Origin of the sequence: Rufibacter sediminis (genome assembly GCF_014269285.1) — a bacterium.
GTDB lineage: Bacteria > Bacteroidota > Bacteroidia > Cytophagales > Hymenobacteraceae > Nibribacter > Nibribacter sediminis.
In genome coordinates, this window is record NZ_JACOAF010000022.1 from 119556 (window position 1) to 140243 (window position 20688).

The following is a 20688-nucleotide window of genomic DNA, read 5'->3' on the forward strand; positions in this document are numbered from 1 at the left end:
ACAGTCATGGCAAACGCAAAAAGAAAATCCGTCCCCCATTCACAGGCCTCCAAAATCATCCCGAAGGGAAAACTGTTGGCCATTGGGGGGAAGGAGGACAAAGGCGAGGGCCAGGCGGAGGAAAAGTTTCAGAACATCAACTTCATCCATGAACAGATCCTGAAACGGTTTGTAGACGAACTGCAGGGAGACAATGCGCTAGTAGTAGTCATTCCCACGGCATCGCAGATACCGGAGGAAACGGCTCAGGACTACGTGAAGCTTTTCAAGGAGCTGGGCGTGCACAACGTGCAGGTAGCCGACATCCGGACCCGCCCCGACGCGAACAAACCCGAGTACGTGGAGCTGATCCAGAAAGCGGCCGGCATCATGCTCACCGGCGGCGACCAGCTCCGGCTGACTGCCCTCTTAGGCGGCTCTGAGGTGCTGCGCACCATGAAAGAACGCTACATGTTCACCCAGATCATCATTGCCGGTACCAGCGCCGGCGCCACGGCCATGTCTACGCCCATGATCTATGAAGGCGAATCGCAGGGAGGGTATATCAAAGGCGATGTGCGACTCACCACCGGGCTGGAGTTCCTCAAGAACGTGGCCATCGACACCCATTTTCTTACCCGGGGCCGCATTGTGCGCATGACGCAGGCCATCTGCACCAACCCAGAGTGCATTGGCATTGGTCTGGAAGAAGACACCGCCATCCTGGTCACCGACGGCGGGAACATAGAAGTGGTGGGCAGCGGCCTGGTGACGGTGGTAGACGGCATGGCCATGACCGAGACCAATATTTACGCCATTGAGAACGGCCAGCCGTTCACCGCCAAAGGCCTGAAGATGCATCTACTGGGCGACGAAGACCGATACGTCATTCCGCCGTACCAGCGCGTGCAGTTGCAATAACGCGTTTAGAGGCCATTTTCCTAAAAACAGGCCCTAAACAGAAAGATTAGCGGTTAGGCTGGTCCTGGGCGATTTTCTTGTCAAAGTAGAAAGTCCCAAACGGAACCAGTGACCAGAAGAAGGCGGCCACCGCTTTCTTGAAAGACCAACGGTACTCAATCCAGACCTGCAGCAACAGGAAGGCGAACAGCACGAACAGTACCCCGTGCACCATGCCCGGGTACTTCACCGCTTTTTCCATGCCGCCCAGGTATTTCATGGGCATGGCAATAAACAACAAAACCAAGTAAGAAATGCCTTCAATGATGGCAATCAGCCGGAAACGGCCCAGAGAAGTATTTAAAGCGAAATTCATAAGAATAGAAGAGCGTTAAAGCCCAAAGGTACCGCCTCACGCGCTGAAACCCAAGGCTTTTCCTTTAGCCCGGGTGTGAAAACCCACTCCGTCTGCCATTTTCCCGGTCAAGTACCAAGGCTTCCTGTTTTCGCACCCATTCCTGAAAAACAAGCCCAAAACACCCTTCCGGCGGGCAACTTTTCCGCCGTTCTCCGGGGTTTTCTTTGTATCTTCGTAGTCCTTTTGCGGCTCATTTTTGACTCGCGACTCAGGACTCAGAACTCAAGACTCTTTTAGCCGTGCCAGATTTTTCCCACCTCCACACCCACACCCAGTACTCGCTCCTGGACGGGGCCGCCAGCATTGGCGCGCTCATGAAAAAGGCCTCCGCCGATGGCATGAAAGCCATTGCCATGACCGACCACGGCAACATGTTTGGGGCGTTCAACTTCGTGGCCGAGGCCAACAAGTACAACGTGAAACCCATTGTGGGCTGCGAATTTTATTTAGTGCAGGACCGTCACCAGAAAACCTTCTCTAAAGAGGTAAAAGATGTGCGTCACCACCAGTTGCTGCTGGCCAAAGACCAGGAAGGCTACCAGAACCTGGCCAAGCTCTGCTCCTACTCTTACATTGACGGCCTGTACAGCAAGTGGCCGCGCATTGACAAGGAGTTATTGATGAAATACTCCAAAGGCTTGATCGCTACCTCCTGCTGTATCGGGGCCGAGCTGCCGCAGGCCATTCTCTGGAAAGGCGAAGAAGAAGCCGAGAAACTGCTGAAGTGGTGGTTGGATTTATTTGGCGAAGACTACTACATTGAGATTCAGCGCCACGGCCTCATGAACATTGACGGCACCGGGTTGAGCCAGGAAGACGTAAACCAAGTGCTTCTCAGATTTGCCATCAAGTACAACGTAAAGGTCATCTGCACCAATGACTCGCACTACGTGGAGCAAACCGACTGGAACGCGCATGACATTCTCTTGTGTGTGAACACCGGTGAGCAGGAAACGGTACCGGTGGGCGATTTCCAGACGCAGTACTTTAGAATGATGTCGGGTAGCGGCGAAGTCATTTATGATACTTTAAACAACATCCGGAACACCTACGGCCACGACGAGAACGTGCGCCGCATGCTGTACCGCATTGAGGAAGAGCAGCAGAAGCCTCGTCCGCAGGACCGTTTCGGGTTCCCCAACGACCAGTTCTACTTTAAGAACCAGGCGGAGATGAACCAACTCTTTGCCGATGTTCCGTTTGCCGTAGACAATACGAACGAGATTGTAGACAAGATCACGCCGCCCAAACTGCAGCGCGATATCCTGTTGCCTAACTTCCCGCTCCCCCCGGAGCACCCCACCGCCGACTTGTTTTTACGCCACTTAACCTTTGAGGGCGCTAAAAAGCGGTACCATGAGATTACCCCTGAGGTAGAGGAACGCCTGAACTATGAGCTGGGCATTATTGAAACCATGGGTTTTGCGGGGTACTTCCTCATCACCCAGGATTTCATCAACAAAGGCCGCAGCATGGGCGTGGCCGTGGGTCCGGGCCGTGGTTCGGCGGCGGGTTCTGCCGTGGCCTACTGCGTGGGGATCACCAACATCGACCCCATTAAGTACTCGCTGCTGTTTGAGCGTTTCCTGAACCCGGAGCGGGTGTCCATGCCCGATATTGATATTGACTTTGATGACGTGAACCGCCAGCGCGTGATTGACTACGTGGTAGACAAATACGGCAAAACGCAGGTGGCCCAGATCATCACCTTCGGTACCATGGCCGCAAAATCGTCTATTAAAGACGTAGCCCGCGTGCTGGACCTGCCTTTATCCGAGGCGAACGAATTGGCCAAGATGGTTCCGGAAGCCCCGGGTACCACGCTGGCGAAAGCCTTTATTGAATCACCGGAACTGGCCGCCATCCGCGACGGGAATGATTTAAAGGCCAGAACGCTGAAACTAGCCGAGAAACTGGAAGGCTCCGTGCGGAACACCGGTATTCACGCGGCGGGCGTCATCATCGCTCCGGATGACATCACCAACTACATCCCGGTGTCTACCTCCAAGGACTCTGACCTCTTGGTGACACAGTTCGACGGAAAGGTGATTGAAAGCGCGGGCATGTTGAAGATGGACTTCCTGGGTCTGAAAACCCTGTCCATCCTGAAAGACGCCATGGCCCTCATCAAGCGGAACCACGGCGTGGAGATTGACATCGACAATATTCCGCTGGACGATGAGAAAACCTACGCCCTCTACCAGCGCGGTGATACCATCGGGACGTTCCAGTTTGAGTCCGAGGGCATGCGGATGTACCTCAAAGACCTGAAGCCGACCAACATTGAAGACTTGATTGCCATGAACGCCTTGTACCGTCCGGGCCCGATGCAGTTCATCCCGAACTTCATTAACCGGAAGCAGGGCAAGGAAGAAGTGGAATACCCGCACATCCTGCTGGAGCCGCTCTTGAAGAACACCTACGGGATCATGGTGTACCAGGAGCAGATCATGCAGACGGCGCAGGTACTGGCGGGTTACTCCTTGGGCGGTGCCGACTTGCTGCGCCGCGCGATGGGTAAGAAGGACATGAAGAAAATGGCCCTGGAGCGCGAGAAATTCGTGGCAGGGGCTAAAGAGATTCATAACATTCCGGCCAAGCACGCTTCTGAGGTGTTTGACGTGATGGAGAAGTTCGCGCAGTACGGCTTCAACCGCTCGCACTCCGCTGCTTACTCCGTGGTCGCGTACCAGACCGGTTACCTCAAGGCGCATTACCCCGCCGAGTACATGGCCGCCGTGCTCACCCACAACATGAACGACATCAAGAAGGTGACGTTCTTTATTGAGGAAGCGCGCAAGCAGCAGATTCAGGTACTGGGACCCGATGTGAACGAGTCCATCCACCAGTTCAACGTGAACCAGCAGGGCCAAATCCGTTTCGGGATGGGCGCCGTGAAAGGAACCGGCGAGGCCGCCGTGGAAGCCATCATTGAGGAGCGCGAGAAAAACGGCCCGTACACCGACATCTTTGACTTCGCGAAGCGTGTGAACCTGCGTGCCGTGAACAAGAAAACCTTTGAAAGCCTGGCCCAAGCCGGAGCCTTTGATTCGTTTGAACGCTACCACCGCGCCCAGTACCTGGAAACGCCCGAAGGCGAAAGCATCAACCTGATTGAAAAGGCTGTACGCTTCGGGAACCAGTTCCAGGCGGAGAAAAACGCTGCCCAACAATCGTTATTTGGCGGTGGTGGAGCCGTGGACATGCCATTGCCTAAAGTACCTGACGTACAGCCCTGGACCTTAACCGAGATGCTGAGGCGCGAGAAAGAAGTAATTGGTTTCTACCTCTCGGGGCACCCGCTGGACCAGTTCAAACTGGAAATTGACTCTTACTGCACCTGTAGCCTGGACCGCATTGCTGAGTTCAAGAACCGTGACGTGAATGTCGCGGGTATCATCAGCAACGTGGTCATGCGGACCGGCAAAAACGGGAACCCGTTCCTGCTCTTCTCTTTGGAGGACTATGACAACACCATGGGCTTGGCCTTGTTCGGGGAGGATTTCGTGAAGTTCTCGCCGTACGTGAAAGAAGGCATGTACCTGTTCATTCGGGCCAAAGTGACGCTGCGCTACAAGTCGGAGGACCAGTGGGAGTTGAAGCCGCTTTCCATGCAGCTGCTGAGCGATGTAGCCGATAAGATGGCCAAAGGCGTGCGCATGGACATTGACATCCGGAACATCAATGCCATGCTCATTGATCGCCTGGAAGAAGCCGCCATCAACAGCCCCGGCCAGAAGAAGCTGGAACTAGTGCTCACAGAACCTGGCGAACGGTTGACCGTGGAACTTTTCTCCCGAAGATATCGCATTGACCCTAAGTCGTTCCTGCAGAATGTGAAGGATCTGGAGGTGGCTACTTGTCAGTTGATATAAGAGTATCACTAGCAAGTATCGAGTAGCATGACTTCGGGAAAGCCTAGTAAAGAACAGTAGTTCATTACTAGGCTTTCCTGTTTTAAGGGTGTTTTTTAAAAAAGGAGCCTAAAGCACCCCTTGCTAGGGCGCCTCCTTGTCTTGCAAAAGAAAGAGATTCTACTCCTAACCATCTCTGGGCATGAAGAAAGCCATCAGTTGTAAGTATTATAGCCGCCATGCACCAAGAGTATAAAGCGCAAGAAATAGATGCTATACAGGTTATATCTGTAGGCCGATCTGCAAAAAAACTAACCTTTCACTCTTCCGGATTTATAAATCCGGAAGTTCTCTGTCGGGGATTTATCAATCCCCGTTCCCGCACTTTCTCAAATAGCCATCAACAACGGGGATTAGGAAATCCCCGACAGAGTGGTTCGGGATTGGTAAATCCCGAACAGCAGTCAGCTGTTAAACCGAACAGCATCAAAAGTGGGTTTCAGTGAACTCATAAAGTCAGCACTTCGTACTTTCTAACATGGGCATCAAGAACAAAATCCATGAAGGCTATCTGTACTTTTTGACACTGACGGTTGTAGATTGGATTGATGTCTTCACCAGACCTGTGTACCGCCACATCATTTTAGATTCTCTCAAATTCTGCCAAGAGAAGAAAGGCTTAGAAGTACATGCTTGGGTCCTCATGAGCAACCATCTGCACTTGATTGCATCTGCCAAAGAGGGGTTTCATTTGTCTGACATTCTCCGCGACTTCAAGAAGTTTACCAGCCGAACCATTGTAGCTGCCATTCAACAAGAACATGAAAGCCGAAAGGAATGGATGCTGCACCGGTTTCATTTTCCGGCCAATGTGCAAAGCAAGGTTACCAACTATAAGTTCTGGCAAGACGGCAATGAGGCAAAGGAGATTCATTCTAATGAGTTTCTGCAACAGAAAATAGACTACATTCACCAGAACTCGGTGCGGGCAGAAATTGTGCAGGAACCGGAGCACTACCTGTTCAGTTCAGCGATTGATTATGCTGGCGGCAAAGGGCTACTAGAAATTCTAATTGCAGATTAAGCCTTTTAACAAAAGCAGTCCCACCTCTCCCTTTGTCTCTTCCCAAAATTCCCTTACCTTTGCCTCAACCTTCGGGTTCTTGGCTTTTCTGGTTTAAAGTTGGCTTCCACCTCTTTTTACTGGGAAAGCCTCGTTTTTTATAAGGGTATTTCATTTTTTAGCAAAAGTAGAAGGGCCGCACCAAAGAACAGATGTCTTGGGTGCGGCCCTTCTACTTTTGCCTTCGTTTGAGGAAAGGAGGCTTAAAACTGTTTTACTTACCTACAGCTTTCACTTTATAGATAGGGAACTCCATTTTAGAAATATCTCCCACGGCTTCATGCAGGCGGGAATCGGTCAGGTACAGGGTTCCGTCTTTGCCCAGGGTGAACGTATCGGCCCATTTGAGCATAGGGTCTTGGTACAAGGTTTTTAGCTGCCCCTGGGGTGTACGGTACACGACGGCCTGTTTCTCAAGGTCAGCCATGTACAGGTTACCGGCCTTATCAAAAAGCATTCCGTCCGGCGCTGGCGTTTTGCCCAAGTTTTCAATTTTCGCGGCCAAAGCGACATCCGTAACCTTGTCATCAGCGAGGGCGGCGGTAGGCACCCGGTACAAGGTATAGCCGGTAAGGGCATGGTAGTACAGATGCTGATCGTCTTGGGAGAGCGCGATGCCGTCTGAGTGGATCTGCGGTTTCTTACCGTCCTTCACCCACCGCTTACCTTCCACGGTGAGCCACACATCTTCTGATTTCACTGACGGATGCGCACTCAACCGCCGCTTGGCGATGCCGGTTTTAGGGTCCAGGACCACCAATGCTCCCATGCCTGAGTCAGTGATGTAGATTTTTCCGTGGGTATCGTCTACCCGAAGGTCGTTGAGGTAAGAAGCGGCGGGCGCCACTGATTTGTCAAAGCTCCACTTGTTCTTCAACTTGTTGGTGCCCAGGTCAAATTCGTACAGCATGGCTGTGCCTACCACCCCTTTCATCATCGGGCTGGCCGGATCTAGCACAAAAAGCGAGTTCCCATGGGCTACCACTGACTGCACACAGGTAAAGTGATTGGCCTGCGGCTGACCAGACCAGGTATTCCAGGTAGCATCGGGGTAAGGTTTATGGCTCCCATCGGGCAGTACTTCTACAACTGAAAAAGGAATACTGTCGTGCCAACGCGGGAAATTGGCGAACATCCTGCCATTGTCTGTGATGGTGAGGCCGGTGACCTGGGCTCCCGTGAACGACACCGCTTTGGTGAGAACACTGTCTTGAGCGGGAGAGGCTCCAAAACTGTCTTCAGACGTAGAATCTGAGGCGGCCCGTACGTTGGTTTGGTCTTGCGTAGTAATGGTCTCTGAGGAGGTTTTCTCCTGGCTGCACCCCACAAAAAGGAAGGCGCTTACACAGAACAGACCTAAAATATTCTTCATAGTTTACAGGTAAAATTAAAAAGTGACGTAAAATTGTACCTTAGGTATACTTAAATCCAGCGGGTAAGTTGGTGACGATGGAAACCCAGCCACTCACCCGCAGAGGTTCTGACTTCAGAGGACCACCAGAGCAGGATGTAGGCCAACCTACTCCCCTCTTTTGTCAACTTGCACTTATCACATTGGCACCCCACTATGCACCTCTCCCTCACCCCCCGGAACATCCTGGCCTTTTTGGCGCTTTTGTTTATCTGCCATGAGCTGCACGAGCTGATTCATATCATCACCGGCTATCTGCTGTGCGGTTGCTTCGGGGAGCGGGACTTTGAAGGCTGGGAAGTCTGCGCCACCTGTCCTCCCACGGTAAACCTCGCCTGGATTACCCTTGCTGGCCCATTGCTCACCTACGGGCTCCTATGGGTTGGTTTTATGCTGATGTCGCCCCGCCGCCCCACCAGGCAACGGGTGCTTGGCTGGGCACTGCTGTTCGCTAACTTGCCGCTGGGCCGCATTCTGCCGGTGCTGGACCGCGAAGGGGATGAATCGTATATCACGCGCCAGATCATTCAGAAAACGTCTATGACGGTGCTGTCCTGGGGCACGGAGATCGCCATTGTCTTCCTGCTTACCCTGCCGGTTCTCCTGCGCGCCTGGCAGCTGTTGAGCCCCAGACACCGCCTTTGGGTGTTCAGCGGATTTTTGATTTTACCGTTGCTGGCGGAAACGGTCTTGATGAACAAACTGGCTAACCAACTTCTTCAGTTGGGGGTGTTGGCCGTGCCCGGCCTTCTGGGAAGTCCCCTACTGCTTAACCTATGGAACGCGGGCTGGTTAGTGGTCCTTCTGCTGATGTTCCGGTCGTTAGAAACGCTTCTTTCCCCGGCACAAGAGCTGGCTGAACCCTCAAGCCTGGCTCCAAATGGCGGCCTTCTCCGGGAGCAGAAACAGACTAATCGCTAGCAAGGCGCGCCATTCTGTCATTTGGGCTTCTTTCCTCCTCTGAGCCAACCTTTTCCCCATGAATCAGTAGATATACTAGGTTTGTGGCTAGTTCCCAGAAAACAGGCTGTAAACGGTATCCTGAAGGATAGTGACAAACCTGACACAAATGCGTTAGTTTTACTGTTCAAAGGGAGTTGGTTCTATTTTTGAACAACTTCTTTCATCATTTTTGATACTTATATAAATAGACAATTATGGCACATAAAACAATCGAGATCACCGATGCCAACTTCGAGGAGATCATCAATTCAGATAAACCAGTACTGGTTGACTTTTGGGCAGAGTGGTGCGGTCCTTGCCGCATGGTAGGCCCGGTAGTAGAAGAACTAGCCGGCGACTATGAAGGCCGCGTGGTGATAGGAAAAGTAGACGTAGACGCTAACCCGCAGACGTCTGCCAAATTCGGAATCCGCAGCATTCCTACCTTGTTGGTTTTCAAAAACGGACAAGTAGTAGACAAGCAAGTGGGTGCCGTTCCAAAGAACGTATTGGCCCAGAAATTAGATAGCCAATTGGCATAAGCTATAACTCAGGTTATAGAACAACAGAAAAGCCTCTCCTGTACGGGAGAGGCTTTTCTGTTTTAGGGCTGTTTTAGCGAAAACGCCTCTGAAACGGCTACCTGACACATCAGGCGCTCGGGCAGATTAGGCGAAGTTACTCACACCCGCACAGGTTCTTTTCGGCGGTGCAGATATCGGCGTAGCCTTGGTCTAACCGGCGCATTAACCCGTTGAGGCGTTGGTTGTGTTCTTTCACGGCATCCAGTTTCAGTTCTTTGGGCGGTGATTTGTGCAGGGCATCCAGCTCGCCCACAAATTTGCGCAGCTCCAGTTTTTTCTCGTAGAGGCGTTGCACGTAATCCGGCAAGGACTCGGCGGGATACTGCGTTTTGAAGGCGTTTTCCATGCAATCGTCCTGTTTGAGAAAGGCCAGGATCTTGCGCTCTACTTGCTGATTCAGGTCCAGTAAACGGGCTTTCTCCTTTTCCAGCTGCTGTTCCTCCAGACGCTGATTGAACTGCCGGACGGCCTGCTTCACTTCCTCGCGGCAACTGCGGCACTTGGTAGTATTGGCTTTGTCTAGAAGGGTGTTCCGGAACGAGATATTCTCCTCAGTGGGCGGGAGCTCGCGCAGGCGGGAGACTTCCTTGGCATACACCTCATTGTAGAGCGTAGACTCCAGCCGATTCAGGTGCCTTGACAGACCTTCGCCCTCCAGGGTGCTGGCCAGAAACTCGGGGTTGGGCAGTTCCACGGAGTACAGCTTGTTGAGGTATTGCTCCCGCTGCGCCACGCTGTAAGCTTTGGCTTGCTCCTGGTCCAGATCCAGCAGGGTGTTCACCATTTCCTTGCCGTTTTTCAGATTGTAGTCTGATTCCATGTAGCTGTCGGCGTTGGACAGGATGGAGTTGTACTCGCCTTTGAAAATGCGCTGGTAGGTGTGGTTGCGGGAGAACTCGCGGTCGCGCTGGTAGGCCAGGGTTTTCAGGCGCTTGTAGTCCTGCACCACCGTGAACAGCGTTTTGGCGTTGGCCTCGGGGCTGTTGTTTTTATAGTTCAGCCGGTAGTTGTTCAGATTCTGCTTCAGGTCACTGAAGTTGCGCAGGAACTCCACGAACAGCTTTTCCTGCTTATAGGCATCGTCGGTGACCAGGCCGGCGGTGTAGGCCTGCTCAATGCGCACGCGGCGTTTCTCAATGGTCTCTGAGGTGATGTCGCTTCCCGTCAGGGCATCCATTTTGTAGAGCGATTTGTAATTGGCCACCACCAGCACCGGGTAATCTTTGAAATTCAGGGCCGCCTCCAGTTTCTGGCGCTCAAACCCCTGCGGGCTGTTGCTCAGCAACTCTGTGAGTTTGGGCGTGCGTAAAGCGGGCAGTTTCGCGAAAGAAGGCACAAAAATGTACACCCGCACCGAGTGCAACCGCGTATCGAAATTCTGCCCTTCGTAGAGCCGGATGGTGGAACTGAACTTGTATTCCTTCCGCTGCGCGCTGTTCCTAATCAGGTTCCCGAACTCCCCCACCAGCGACAGCATGGCGGCCTGCGGCGTCATCAGTTTGGAGATGTTGGTGAGCTGGTTGGCGATGAGGCTGAAGAAGACTTCGCGGCTGTCTGAGGTAAACAGTTTGGCTTCTACGGTGGCGTCAATGTTGCGCTCATCGGCGGCCAACGGCAGTTTATCGATGATCCGGATAGCCTCAATGTTATCAGAGATGCGCGACGAATAGTTCTTTTTGTCATTGGCCGGCTCCAGCGCGAAGTTGTACAAAGGATACACCACCGGCTCCTGCCCAAACAATTTAGCGTTCTTGAGCTGCGCCGAGATAAACAGCGACTCCAGGTTGATGTAATCGCGGCGCCGGGCCTTGGTGGTGCCCTGCTCCAGTTCATTGATCACTTTGGAGAACTGGCCGGGGTTAAACAAATACATGTCGGTGGTGAGGTACTGCCATTCGTCTGTGAACTCAAACTTATCCAGGTAATTGTAGCCCAGTCGGGTTTGAATCATGTCCTGGGCCTGGCCGGTGAAGGCGCACAGTAGCAGTAAAAGCAGGAAGGAGCGGGTAATGCTTGTCTTCATGTAGGCACTTGTTATGGTATCTGTTTCTGGGTAACGCAACGAAGCGCTAACACGTGTGCAGTTCCACAAAGTTCGTTCCTAAATCAGCCAATCCCAAAGAGATACGCGTTGCTTTGTGTATTCTTTCTCCCGAACTTTCCCTTTTTAACTCCTTTTCTACCCGTGCCTCGTTTTTTAGCTGATCTGTCGCGTCTTTTTTCTTCTCCCCGGTTCTGGTTGCTGGCCGTCATAGGCTTCACCCTCCTGTATTTTTTTCTGGAGCACGAGGGCTTTTACTATGGTGATGATTATTCTTATGGTTTATATGCTCACCAACTAATAGCAGGAGGGTTTCGGTTCGATGACTATCCTTTTTGTCATCGTTTCATGGTGTTTGTGCCCACTGCACTGTTTTACTGGCTTTGGGGCGTTAATGCTTACACTACTTCTTTATGGCCATTGTGCTGTAGTTTGGGGACTTTAATGGTAGTTTACTTTACATTTAGACGTGAGCATCCGGTAGCGGCAAATTGGGCTATGGTATTCTTTGGTTTCTACTACTTCCAACTCAACACCGTCACTTATTTATACCCTGATAACATTCTGCTGTTCTTGACTTTATGCTGTCTTATTGTTCTATACCAAGCCAGAAAACAGTTGGCTTCATCCACAAAGGAGGTTCTTTATGGAATTTGCTTTGTCATTTTAAATCTAATGGCTTTCTTAACTAAAGAAACCATTGTCTATGCTTTACCCTTTTATTTGATCATTTTTCTCTACCAACTAAACAGAGGAGAGAACAGACGATTTTGGGTGACGTCAGTACTTACTGGTACTCTCTTGTTGTCCATTTATTTTCTGATGTACGAAGTCTTTGCTGGAAACGCTTTTCAACGATTCCAAGACATTGAAACTGCAGGAAGATATGTTACTGGTGAAGAATATTTTGCAAAACGGTCCTCAGTTTTACTCTCTAGATTAACTTACAAGCCTTTCTTATTCTTTGCTGGCTCTGGTTTAGCAGTTCCCATAGGATTTGCGGTAGCTGCAACTATTTTGGGTGGCCGCAATAGTTCTTTCGCTTTGAACAATTCGCTTGGATTCTGGTCAATTGCTAGTTTAAGTATGTTATTCTGTATCTGGTTTGGTAGTGTATCTTTACATTACTATAAGCCTATGTACTTACAACCCCGCATGTTCCACCCTATGCTACCGGCTTTTTGCATTGTGGCAGGTCTTGCCGTGGAACAAATCTGGACCCAACGTAGACTATATTTAATCTTGGCTTTACTTTTCCTACTATGCGCTTACGTGGCTGGAGGCAGTATGTGGGCCATTTATCTTCCACTCACCTTTTTCTTCTTGATTTTTTTTATAGCCAAAAAGCCCATTCCTTTTTTCCTAGGGTTAACAGCAGTAGCTATCGCTACTAGTATCAGGCCGATCTACTTTATATTCAAACCTACTGTATTCTATTATACAGATCAAAAGGCCATAATAGATAAGCATCTCCGCCACCCATCAGGGAATTACGTGGTGCTAACAGACTCAGCAATGTTGGTGAAATATGATTTCTTCTATGGATATCAGACTCCAAAGAACTACGACTATCAGCGATACTCCGCCTTTGATGCTACAAAAATTACGCATGCAGATTCTGTTTTCCTACTTATCAATAATGGAGTTCTAGAGCACCCTGACATGGGAATTAGAACAAGAGAAAGAGACATCCTACCCCTTTTCCCGGCGGCGGAGCTTATTGATCAGAAAGGCAAAGTGAAACTCTTCTATCTGCCCAAAGACACCCTGCGGTAAAGCAAAAGAGGCCGGATGCGTTTCCGGCCTCTTTTGCAAAAAATAGGTTCAAAACAGAAGCGTCTACTAACGCTAAAGTTTGTCGTTTCGAGAACTTACCCAGATAAACTCAGGCACTCATCTTCAAATTACCCAATCTCCCCATCCTCACATTAGCACATCAGCACATTAGAAAATTAGCACATTACTACTGCCCCGCCTGTTCTTTTTTGATCCGCTGGTAATCTTTCAGATCGGCTTTGTTCTCCAAGGCCACGTATTCAGCCTGCAGGGCTTTTATTTTGGTGGCGTGCCGAAGAATGATGTCATCGTGCAGGGCTCTCTCCCGCTCGTTCAGGCGTTTGTAGACGGCATTGGCGTAGTCCCAATCCTCGGTGGTCCAGACTTCTTTGCGGTCTCGCACTTGTTGTAGGAAATACACGAAGGCATCGCGCAGGCTGTCGGCAGGCACTTGGGATAAGGTGCGATAGTTTCCCAGCAGTTCCTTTTCCATCTGGGCCTGTTTCCCGGCTACCGGACCACGGGCCTCGCGCTGCTTCCGTTCGGCCCGTTGCTTGGCCAGGGCTCTTTGCGCTCCTTTCAGCTCATCCTTGGTCTTGGCCGCGGCGGCATTGGCTTTTTCATCCAGTTTCTCCAGTTCACTGGCAACGGCTTCTTCGCGCTGGCGGGGCGTGGTATCACAAGAAGTCACCAGGAAAGCCACCATCACCAATGGAAGCAGCGCTTGGCGTATAGAAAACTGATTTGCTCTTTTCATAGTAGTAAAGGGTTGTAAAACCTCCCATACGCAAGCTAGGAAAGATTAGGTTCTTTCTTAGGCTCCGTAGAGACAAGCATGGCAAAAAACGGCTTTAACTATTCCCTCGATTTTAAAACCACTGATTTCAGGCAACACCCGGAGCTGTACCGCGTGGGCGTGGGCGAGCAGGGCGTCTTGCTGGTGGAACCCTACAAAAGCGAACTCCTGCCCCATTGGAGATTCAAAAATGTGAAGGTGGCGCAGGCATCGGCTGAAAAGATTTACGGGTTGTTTGAGGAATACCTGAACCAACAAGACTTTGTGGGTGCCGACATGGCCCGGAAATTCCTGCAGATGGGCTTCACCCGCGCGCGCCGGTACGCTAATCACAAAGGCGGAAAGAAATACCAGGACTCCCCAGAAGCAAAAAACGAAGGATTACCCTATCCTTACTCTTCGGGAAGCGCAAATAAAGGCAACCCCATCCTTCCGCAGGAGGCCGATGCCCTCACGAACGAGAAAGCCCAGGCGGCCGCCATTTTCAAAGGCTACTGGTTCAGAGCCAAAGACCACCCCGAGTACCTTCGGCAGAAACAGGCGTTCAGAAATCAATATTACGAGCAGTAGCTTTTTGGGCCTGTTTTCAGGAAACAGGCCTAAAACAAAAAAGCCCCGGCAGAACCGAGGCTTTCTTATCATGAACCGTCGTTTACTGAACGGCCATTTTTGCTTTGTGGGCCGCTACGCCAGCATCCAGGAACTGAATGAAGTTCTGCACATTTGGCTCATAGGCGATGGGCTGAACCAGCTGGTTCTCGTTGGCGTCCATGAGCACGTAATACGGCTGGGCGTTCACGTTGAACTTGGTGATCTGGTAATCGGCGTATTTTTTACCCAGGGTGGTTTTCTGTTTCTGGTCGTAGGTGCTGGTGTACCACTCGCTCTGTGGCAGTTCGCTTTTATCGTCTACGTACAAAGCCACAATCACGAAATTTTCGCGCAGGCGTTTCAGCACCTCGGGGTCTGACCACACGTTGGCTTCCATCTCGCGGCAGTTGACGCAACCGTGGCCGGTGAAATCCACGAAAATGGGTTTGCCTTGCTCCTGGGCGCATTTCTTGGCCTGCTCCAGGTCAAAGTAGCCTTGCAGATTATGCGGCAGGGTGAGGAAATCGGCGTACTTAGGGGTTTCGCAGATAGTGTTGGCAGTAGTTCCAGTGGAAGCCACGCCAGCCGACATATCAAAATCCTGCGTGGCCTGAGGGGGCAAATATCCGGCTAAAGCTTTCAGGGGCGCGCCAAACATGCCCGGTATCATGTACACCACAAACGCAAAAGTAGCCACCGCGAACAACAGGCGCGGCACGCTCAAATAAGGCAGGTCTGAGTCATGCGAGAACTTGAGTTTGCCCAGCAGGTACACGCCCATCAGGGAGAAAATCACAATCCAGAGTGCCAGGTAAATCTCGCGGTCCAGCAGGCGCCAGTGGTACACCTGATCCGCGATGCTCAGAAACTTGAGGGCCAGGGCCAACTCAATGAACCCCAGACACACCTTCACCGAATTAAGCCATCCGCCGGACTTAGGCAGGGAACCCAGCCAGTTGGGAAAAATGGCGAACAAGGTAAACGGCAGCGCAAAGGCCATGGAGTACGCAAACATGCCCGAGATCGGCTTCAGGGTCTCACCGCCCGCTGACATCACCAACAGCGAACCCACAATGGGGCCGGTGCAGGAGAACGACACCAATACCAGCGTGATCGCCATGAAGAACACCCCGTAATAACCGCCTTTGTCGGCCTGGGCATCGGCTTTGTTCACGAGCCAGTGCGGCAGCGTGATCTCAAACATGCCCAGAAAAGACATGGCAAACAGCAGAAACACCACAAAGAACAGCAGGTTGGGAAACCAGTGCGTACTCAGGAAGTTCGCCACCTCGGGGCCCGCCAGTTTGGCCACCAACGTCCCGATGAGGGTGTAAAACGCGATGATGGACAAGCCGTACACCAGCGCCTTGAGGATGCCCTTGGCCCGGTTGGCACTGCCCCCGGTGAAGAAGGTAACCGTCATGGGAATCATGGGGAACACGCAGGGCGTCAGCAGCGCGATGAGACCAGACAAAAAGGCCCCCAGCATGAACTCCCAAAGCCCGATGGGCGCCACACCCGCCGAAATAGAGGAAACACCCGCCAACGCAGGCTGCGCCTCAGGTTCAGGCGCAAGCACGGTGCCACTGTCAGTAGCCTCCGGGAAGGCCGTCACGGGCATATCTGGAGTTAGAAGCGATGTATCGGCAGCAGTCGAGGTTGTACTGGGCGTTGCCGGCGCAATGGCAGTTCCGGCCGGGCCGGTGGCGCTTACGCCGGGCGCGGGCGCATCAGGCGCGGGGGTTGTTCCGCCGTTGTTGGTTCCGGCGGCTGGTTCTGGCGTATTGGACGGGGCCGCGCCGGGCAGCACCTTGATCTGGGTGAAGTTGAAATCGCCCTCGCCGGGAATACACTGGCCGTTCACCTCAGAGCACACCTGGTACTCATAGCTTCCTTTCACCACCAGCGTGGGTTGCAGCACTTTGATCCGTTGCCGAAACTGGGCCGTTTTCACGAAATAAGTGTATTCGCCGCCCCAGGTCTGGTCAAACTTCTTCTTGGGGTTCACAGGCTTGATCTTGCCCACCAACGCGTACGACGGGTGTTTCTGGAAAGTGAAGGTGGTGACAATGGGCCCCAAATCCGGGTCAAAGTCTGAGGAGTAGAGGTACCACTCCGGGATGATCTTTGCGTTGAAGATGAGCTCCACCTCCTCGCCTACCTTCACCTCGGCCGCCGATACGTCATGGCTCCACGTGGAAGGCTTGAGTACCTGGGCCTGCGCCGACAGGATGAAAAAGAACAAGGTGAGCAGTAAGCCGCCACCGCGTTGCCAAACTATTTTCATTTGTTTTTTAGCTTCTGAATAAAGAAGGGCAAATTACTACAAATCCCCCGTAAACCCGAACATACCAGCACAAACCCCGCTGATTAACCAGGAGAGAACCTTACTTTCTGGCGCGGTTCACGTACAGGAAACGAACCCCAACACTTTGATAGTGCCAATAAACCTTTAAATTTGATGCAAGTGACCCTTTTATACCCCTAAAGGGCCGCCTACAACTATGATCCTGAATATATTTCTTACCGTTCTGCTAGTAGCACTGAATGGTTTTTTTGTGGCCGCCGAGTTCGCCCTGGTAAAAGTACGGGCCTCACAAATTGAGCTTCGGGCCCAGGCCGGCAACCAGCTGGCCAAGATCGCCTACCACATGATCGGGCACCTGGATGCCTATCTTTCCGCCACCCAATTGGGCATCACCCTGGCCTCGCTGGGCTTGGGTTGGATTGGCGAAGGCGTCGTTTCCGAGATTATCATTGAGATCATGCACGCCTTTGGTGCCGCCCCAGACCCGGTGCTGGCCCATAAGATTGCCTTGCCCATCTCCTTTGCGGTGATCACCGTTTTACACATCGTTTTCGGGGAACTGGCCCCAAAATCGCTGGCCATCCAACGGCCCGAGGCCACGACTTTGGCCGTAGCCATTCCGCTACGGATTGTGTATTACGTGCTACTTCCTTTCATCTGGGTACTGAACGGCTTCTCTAACTTTATCCTGAAGCGCGTGGGCATCACGCCTATGCACGGCTCTGAGGTGCACACCGCCGAGGAGTTGCGCCTGCTTTTTGAGCAAAGTGCCGAAAGCGGCGAGATTGGCGGCAGCCAGCAGGAGCTGATTGAAAACGTCTTTGAGTTCAACGAGCGCATGGTCAAGCAGATCATGGTGCCTCGCACCAAACTGGTGGCTCTGGACCTGGACTCTACCGAGCAGGAAATCTTTGAGGTGGTTTTCAACGAAGGCTACACCCGCATGCCCATCTACCGCGAGACCATTGACAACATTGTGGGCATTCTCTATGTGAAGGATCTGCTGGTGGTGCTGCGCGCCGGCGAGCAGGTGAACCTGGAGAAACTCATGCGCCAGGCCTACTTTGTGCCGGAAACCAAGAAAATCAGCCGTTTGCTCAAAGACTTCCAGCGCAACCGCATGCACATTGCCGTGGTCTCAGACGAATTTGGCGGTACCTCGGGCATTGTCACCATCGAGGACATTATTGAGGAATTGGTGGGCGAGATCCAGGACGAGTATGATGAGGAAGTACCGCTGGTGGAGAAACTGAACGACTTCGAGTTCAAGGTAGACACCTCGGCCTCTATTCTGGACGCGAACGATGACCTGCCCTACCCGCTCCCCGAGGGCGAGGACTACGAAACCGTGGGCGGTTACCTGAACATGATCTACGGCCGCATCCCTGAAATTGGCGAAACCGTGGTGCACGGCGTCTACGAATTCAAGATCCTGGAGAAAACCGAACGCAACGTGGAATCAGTCCTGCTCACCGTCACCGAAGACAAACGCGACGATATCCTGTAATCTCGTTTTAGGGCTTCTTTTCAGAAAACAGCCTTGAAACGGACTTATATACCTACCTCCCGGCCATGGACCGGGAGGTATTTTTTTGCCCTGCCATTTCTATTCCAGCCTTTCGGCAGCCCCGAATAAGAAGGTGATGCTTTTCCGTTTTAGGGCCAGTTTTGTAAAAATCCTCTCAGAACAGAAATCCAACGATTGGGAGCCTGAAAGTGGAAGACCAGTTCAGATGCTTCATCGCTTCAGTTGCTTCGCTCCCACTTTGCTCCGATAACTTGGCTGCACCGCTCTGGGAGAGTTTTTCTATCCCACTATTCTCGCACAACGCCTGCCAGCCCCTGCTTACTTCTAACCAATCAGCAGAAAACCTGATGGTTAACCAGAAGTAACTTTCCTTATTTCCTGATAGACACCACCTAAAGAGACAACCGGAGCAAGCTGAGACGGCTAGTGACTATTTGCAGTTTCTACTCACAAACCGTCCGTATAAATACTAAGAAAGCTTTGTAGCTATAACCCAAAAGTGCTTTTGCACGTTCTTTTCACTAGTTAAAAAAGCAAAAAAGCTATATATTAATTCATCAGCATCTTCTTCTATGGTTCTAACCTCCTCCCCTATTCAGGCGCCGGTAGCAGTGGTAAGTGGCGGAGCGTCTGGAATTGGGAAAGCCATCGCGGAAAAGCTGGCGGCAGCGGGCGCGCAGGTCATCGTGGCAGATATCATCCCGGCAGAAGAAGGTTCTAAGATAGCGTATTTCCCCTGCAACGTCACCAAACCCGACGACATTACCGCGTTTTACGCCCACATTTCGGAAACATACGGCCAACCAGATATTCTGGTGTGCTGCGCCGGGCAGGGCATCCACGAGAAACTCACTGAGGGCGATCCTGACAAATGGCAGGCCGTGCTGGACCTGAACATCATGGGCGCGCTGCGGCTCATCCGGGCGTTCACGCCCGGCATGCTGGAGAAAGGCGCCGGTGACGTGGTCATCATCAGCTCCGTTTCGGCGGGCCAGCCTTATCCGTACGGTGGGGTGTACGCCGCCAGCAAAAGCGCTCTCAACATTCTGGCAGAGACCCTTCGGCAGGAAACCTTACCCACCCTGCGCGTGCTCACGGTAGCGCCGGGTGTCACCCAGACCAGCTTTTTTGAGAACACCATTTCCGGCTATAACACAGTAGAATCCATCGGGTACGGAGCTTTAAGCCCGGAGGAGGTGGCCCAGACGGTGCTGTTTGCTTTAGAGCAACCGCGCCATGTCTCGTTGAACCACCTTACGGTACGCCCTACTCCCCAACCCTTTTAACCCCCTATAAAAACACCCACTGACAACATGAAAAAGAAAGTCTTGATTACAGGCGGTGCCGGCTTCATTGGGTCGCACCTGGCAGATGAGCTGATCAATTTCGGATATGAGGTACGCGCCTTAGATAACCTTTCTGAGCAGGTACACGGCAAAGACTGCGAACGCCCAGAATACCTGAACCCGGCCGTAGAGCTGCAGGTAGGTGACGTGCGCGACAAAGCCGCCGTGCTCAAAGCCCTGGAGGGTGTAGACGCGGTGTTCCACTTCGCCGCCATGGTGGGCGTGGGCCAGAGCATGTACGAGATCAAAGAATATACTGATGTGAACAACATCGGGACGGCCGTTCTGCTGGAGTGCCTCATTGAGAAACCGGTGAGCAAACTGGTGGTGGCTTCCAGCATGAGCATCTACGGCGAAGGAATGTATACCTCTTCCACCGGTGAAAAGGTGATTGCCGCCGAGCGGGGCCTGGAGCAGCTGAAGGCCGGTGACTGGGAACTGAAAGGCGAAAAAGGCGATGTGCTGACGCCCGTGGCTACACCAGAGTCCAAGATCCCGTGCCTGTCCTCGGTGTACGCGCTGTCTAAATATGACCAGGAGCGCCTTTGCCTCATGGTGGGCCGCGCCTATAACATCCCAACGGTGGCCATGCGCTTCTTCAACGTGTACGGCACGCGGCAGGCGCTTTCCAACCCGTACACCGGCGTGCTGGCTATCTTCGCCTCGCGCTTCCTGAACAACAACGCGCCTATGATCTTCGAGGACGGAAACCAGCAACGTGATTTCGTGCACGTGCGCGACGTGGCGTTGGCCTGCCGCCTGGCCATGGAGAAAGAAGAAGCCAATGGGCAGGTCTTCAACGTGGGTAGCGGCAACAACTACACCATCAAGGAAATTGGCGAGCGTCTGGCCGAAGTCATGGGCAAGCAAGACCTCATGCCGGAGATCACCGGCAAGTACCGTGTGGGCGACATCCGCCATTGCTACGCCGACATCAGCCTGGCGCAAAACGTGTTAGGTTTCTACCCGCAGGTAGAATTCAACAGCGGTTTAGCAGAACTAGCCGACTGGCTGGAAGGACAGATTGCCTACGACCGCGTCAATGAGGCGAGCGCCGAGTTAGCCGCCCGTGGCTTGACCGTGTAACCCTG

General features: G+C 52.4%; 15 protein-coding genes. 10 read left to right on the forward strand and 5 right to left on the reverse strand.

Annotated elements, in window-relative coordinates; all coding sequences use genetic code 11:
- Positions 1 to 6 precede the first annotated feature (6 nt).
- Positions 7 to 900 (forward strand): cyanophycinase, encoded by an 894-nt coding sequence (locus H7U12_RS09700; RefSeq protein ID WP_186636697.1) that lies wholly within the window; start codon positions 7 to 9, stop codon positions 898 to 900.
- A gap of 46 nt (positions 901 to 946) precedes the next feature.
- Here H7U12_RS09700 and H7U12_RS09705 read toward each other — a convergent pair whose 3' ends face one another.
- Positions 947 to 1255, reverse strand: coding sequence for a DUF3817 domain-containing protein (locus H7U12_RS09705; protein ID WP_186636700.1), 309 nt, complete (start codon positions 1253 to 1255; stop codon positions 947 to 949).
- A gap of 281 nt (positions 1256 to 1536) precedes the next feature.
- Here H7U12_RS09705 and dnaE point away from each other — a divergent pair, with 281 nt between their 5' ends.
- Entirely contained in the window at positions 1537 to 5172 is a 3636-nt protein-coding gene (gene dnaE, locus H7U12_RS09710) for a DNA polymerase III subunit alpha (protein ID WP_186636703.1), read from the forward strand.
- A 517-nt stretch (positions 5173 to 5689) separates the two neighbouring features.
- Entirely contained in the window at positions 5690 to 6235 is a 546-nt protein-coding gene (locus H7U12_RS09715) for an REP-associated tyrosine transposase (RefSeq protein ID WP_186636706.1), read from the forward strand.
- A 253-nt stretch (positions 6236 to 6488) separates the two neighbouring features.
- On the opposite strand, the gene H7U12_RS09720 is transcribed toward H7U12_RS09715, so the two are convergent.
- The gene (locus H7U12_RS09720; protein WP_186636708.1) at positions 6489 to 7646 is read right to left on the reverse strand and encodes an SMP-30/gluconolactonase/LRE family protein; all 1158 of its coding nucleotides are present in this window, start codon (positions 7644 to 7646) and stop codon (positions 6489 to 6491) included.
- Between the two features lie 195 nt (positions 7647 to 7841).
- On the opposite strand from H7U12_RS09720, the gene H7U12_RS09725 reads away from it, so the two are divergent.
- Both H7U12_RS09725 and trxA read left to right on the forward strand, forming a co-directional pair.
- Positions 7842 to 8606: a hypothetical protein gene (locus H7U12_RS09725; protein ID WP_186636711.1), complete on the forward strand. Its 765-nt coding sequence runs from the start codon at positions 7842 to 7844 to the stop codon at positions 8604 to 8606.
- Between the two features lie 236 nt (positions 8607 to 8842).
- The gene (trxA, locus tag H7U12_RS09730; RefSeq protein ID WP_186636714.1) at positions 8843 to 9169 is read left to right on the forward strand and encodes a thioredoxin; all 327 of its coding nucleotides are present in this window, start codon (positions 8843 to 8845) and stop codon (positions 9167 to 9169) included.
- 136 nt (positions 9170 to 9305) lie between these two features.
- Here trxA and H7U12_RS09735 read toward each other — a convergent pair whose 3' ends face one another.
- Entirely contained in the window at positions 9306 to 11234 is a 1929-nt protein-coding gene (locus H7U12_RS09735) for a hypothetical protein (protein WP_186636716.1), read from the reverse strand.
- A gap of 162 nt (positions 11235 to 11396) precedes the next feature.
- Between H7U12_RS09735 and H7U12_RS09740 the strand changes: the two genes are divergently transcribed.
- On the forward strand, positions 11397 to 13028 hold the full coding sequence (locus H7U12_RS09740; protein WP_186636718.1) for an ArnT family glycosyltransferase: 1632 nt from the start codon (positions 11397 to 11399) through the stop codon (positions 13026 to 13028).
- Between the two features lie 187 nt (positions 13029 to 13215).
- On the opposite strand, the gene H7U12_RS09745 is transcribed toward H7U12_RS09740, so the two are convergent.
- A complete protein-coding gene (locus H7U12_RS09745) occupies positions 13216 to 13785 on the reverse strand; it encodes a hypothetical protein (RefSeq protein ID WP_186636720.1) in 570 nt (189 codons plus the stop codon).
- 78 nt (positions 13786 to 13863) lie between these two features.
- Here H7U12_RS09745 and H7U12_RS09750 point away from each other — a divergent pair, with 78 nt between their 5' ends.
- Positions 13864 to 14394: a DUF4385 domain-containing protein gene (locus tag H7U12_RS09750; protein WP_186636722.1), complete on the forward strand. Its 531-nt coding sequence runs from the start codon at positions 13864 to 13866 to the stop codon at positions 14392 to 14394.
- A gap of 82 nt (positions 14395 to 14476) precedes the next feature.
- Here H7U12_RS09750 and H7U12_RS09755 read toward each other — a convergent pair whose 3' ends face one another.
- A complete protein-coding gene (locus H7U12_RS09755; protein ID WP_186636723.1) occupies positions 14477 to 16702 on the reverse strand; it encodes a protein-disulfide reductase DsbD family protein in 2226 nt (741 codons plus the stop codon).
- Positions 16703 to 16919: 217 nt separating this feature from the next.
- Between H7U12_RS09755 and H7U12_RS09760 the strand changes: the two genes are divergently transcribed.
- The 3 genes from H7U12_RS09760 to H7U12_RS09770 all read left to right on the forward strand — a co-directional run bounded on the left by H7U12_RS09760 (position 16920) and on the right by H7U12_RS09770 (position 20683).
- A complete protein-coding gene (locus H7U12_RS09760; RefSeq protein ID WP_186636724.1) occupies positions 16920 to 18230 on the forward strand; it encodes a hemolysin family protein in 1311 nt (436 codons plus the stop codon).
- A 593-nt stretch (positions 18231 to 18823) separates the two neighbouring features.
- Positions 18824 to 19537 (forward strand): SDR family oxidoreductase, encoded by a 714-nt coding sequence (locus H7U12_RS09765; RefSeq protein WP_186636726.1) that lies wholly within the window; start codon positions 18824 to 18826, stop codon positions 19535 to 19537.
- A 27-nt stretch (positions 19538 to 19564) separates the two neighbouring features.
- A complete protein-coding gene (locus H7U12_RS09770) occupies positions 19565 to 20683 on the forward strand; it encodes an NAD-dependent epimerase/dehydratase family protein (RefSeq protein ID WP_186636728.1) in 1119 nt (372 codons plus the stop codon).
- Positions 20684 to 20688 lie beyond the last annotated feature (5 nt).

Coding starts and splice junctions, on each gene's coding strand:
- trxA (WP_186636714.1), top strand. CDS start 8,843: ATGGCACATAAAACAATCGAGATCACCGATGCCAACTTCGAGGAGATC.
- H7U12_RS09705 (WP_186636700.1), bottom strand. CDS start 1,255: ATGAATTTCGCTTTAAATACTTCTCTGGGCCGTTTCCGGCTGATTGCC.
- H7U12_RS09745 (WP_186636720.1), bottom strand. CDS start 13,785: ATGAAAAGAGCAAATCAGTTTTCTATACGCCAAGCGCTGCTTCCATTG.
- H7U12_RS09720 (WP_186636708.1), bottom strand. CDS start 7,646: ATGAAGAATATTTTAGGTCTGTTCTGTGTAAGCGCCTTCCTTTTTGTG.
- H7U12_RS09725 (WP_186636711.1), top strand. CDS start 7,842: ATGCACCTCTCCCTCACCCCCCGGAACATCCTGGCCTTTTTGGCGCTT.
- H7U12_RS09715 (WP_186636706.1), top strand. CDS start 5,690: ATGGGCATCAAGAACAAAATCCATGAAGGCTATCTGTACTTTTTGACA.
- H7U12_RS09760 (WP_186636724.1), top strand. CDS start 16,920: ATGATCCTGAATATATTTCTTACCGTTCTGCTAGTAGCACTGAATGGT.
- H7U12_RS09770 (WP_186636728.1), top strand. CDS start 19,565: ATGAAAAAGAAAGTCTTGATTACAGGCGGTGCCGGCTTCATTGGGTCG.
- H7U12_RS09755 (WP_186636723.1), bottom strand. CDS start 16,702: ATGAAAATAGTTTGGCAACGCGGTGGCGGCTTACTGCTCACCTTGTTC.
- H7U12_RS09735 (WP_186636716.1), bottom strand. CDS start 11,234: ATGAAGACAAGCATTACCCGCTCCTTCCTGCTTTTACTGCTACTGTGC.
- H7U12_RS09750 (WP_186636722.1), top strand. CDS start 13,864: ATGGCAAAAAACGGCTTTAACTATTCCCTCGATTTTAAAACCACTGAT.
- H7U12_RS09765 (WP_186636726.1), top strand. CDS start 18,824: ATGGTTCTAACCTCCTCCCCTATTCAGGCGCCGGTAGCAGTGGTAAGT.
- H7U12_RS09700 (WP_186636697.1), top strand. CDS start 7: ATGGCAAACGCAAAAAGAAAATCCGTCCCCCATTCACAGGCCTCCAAA.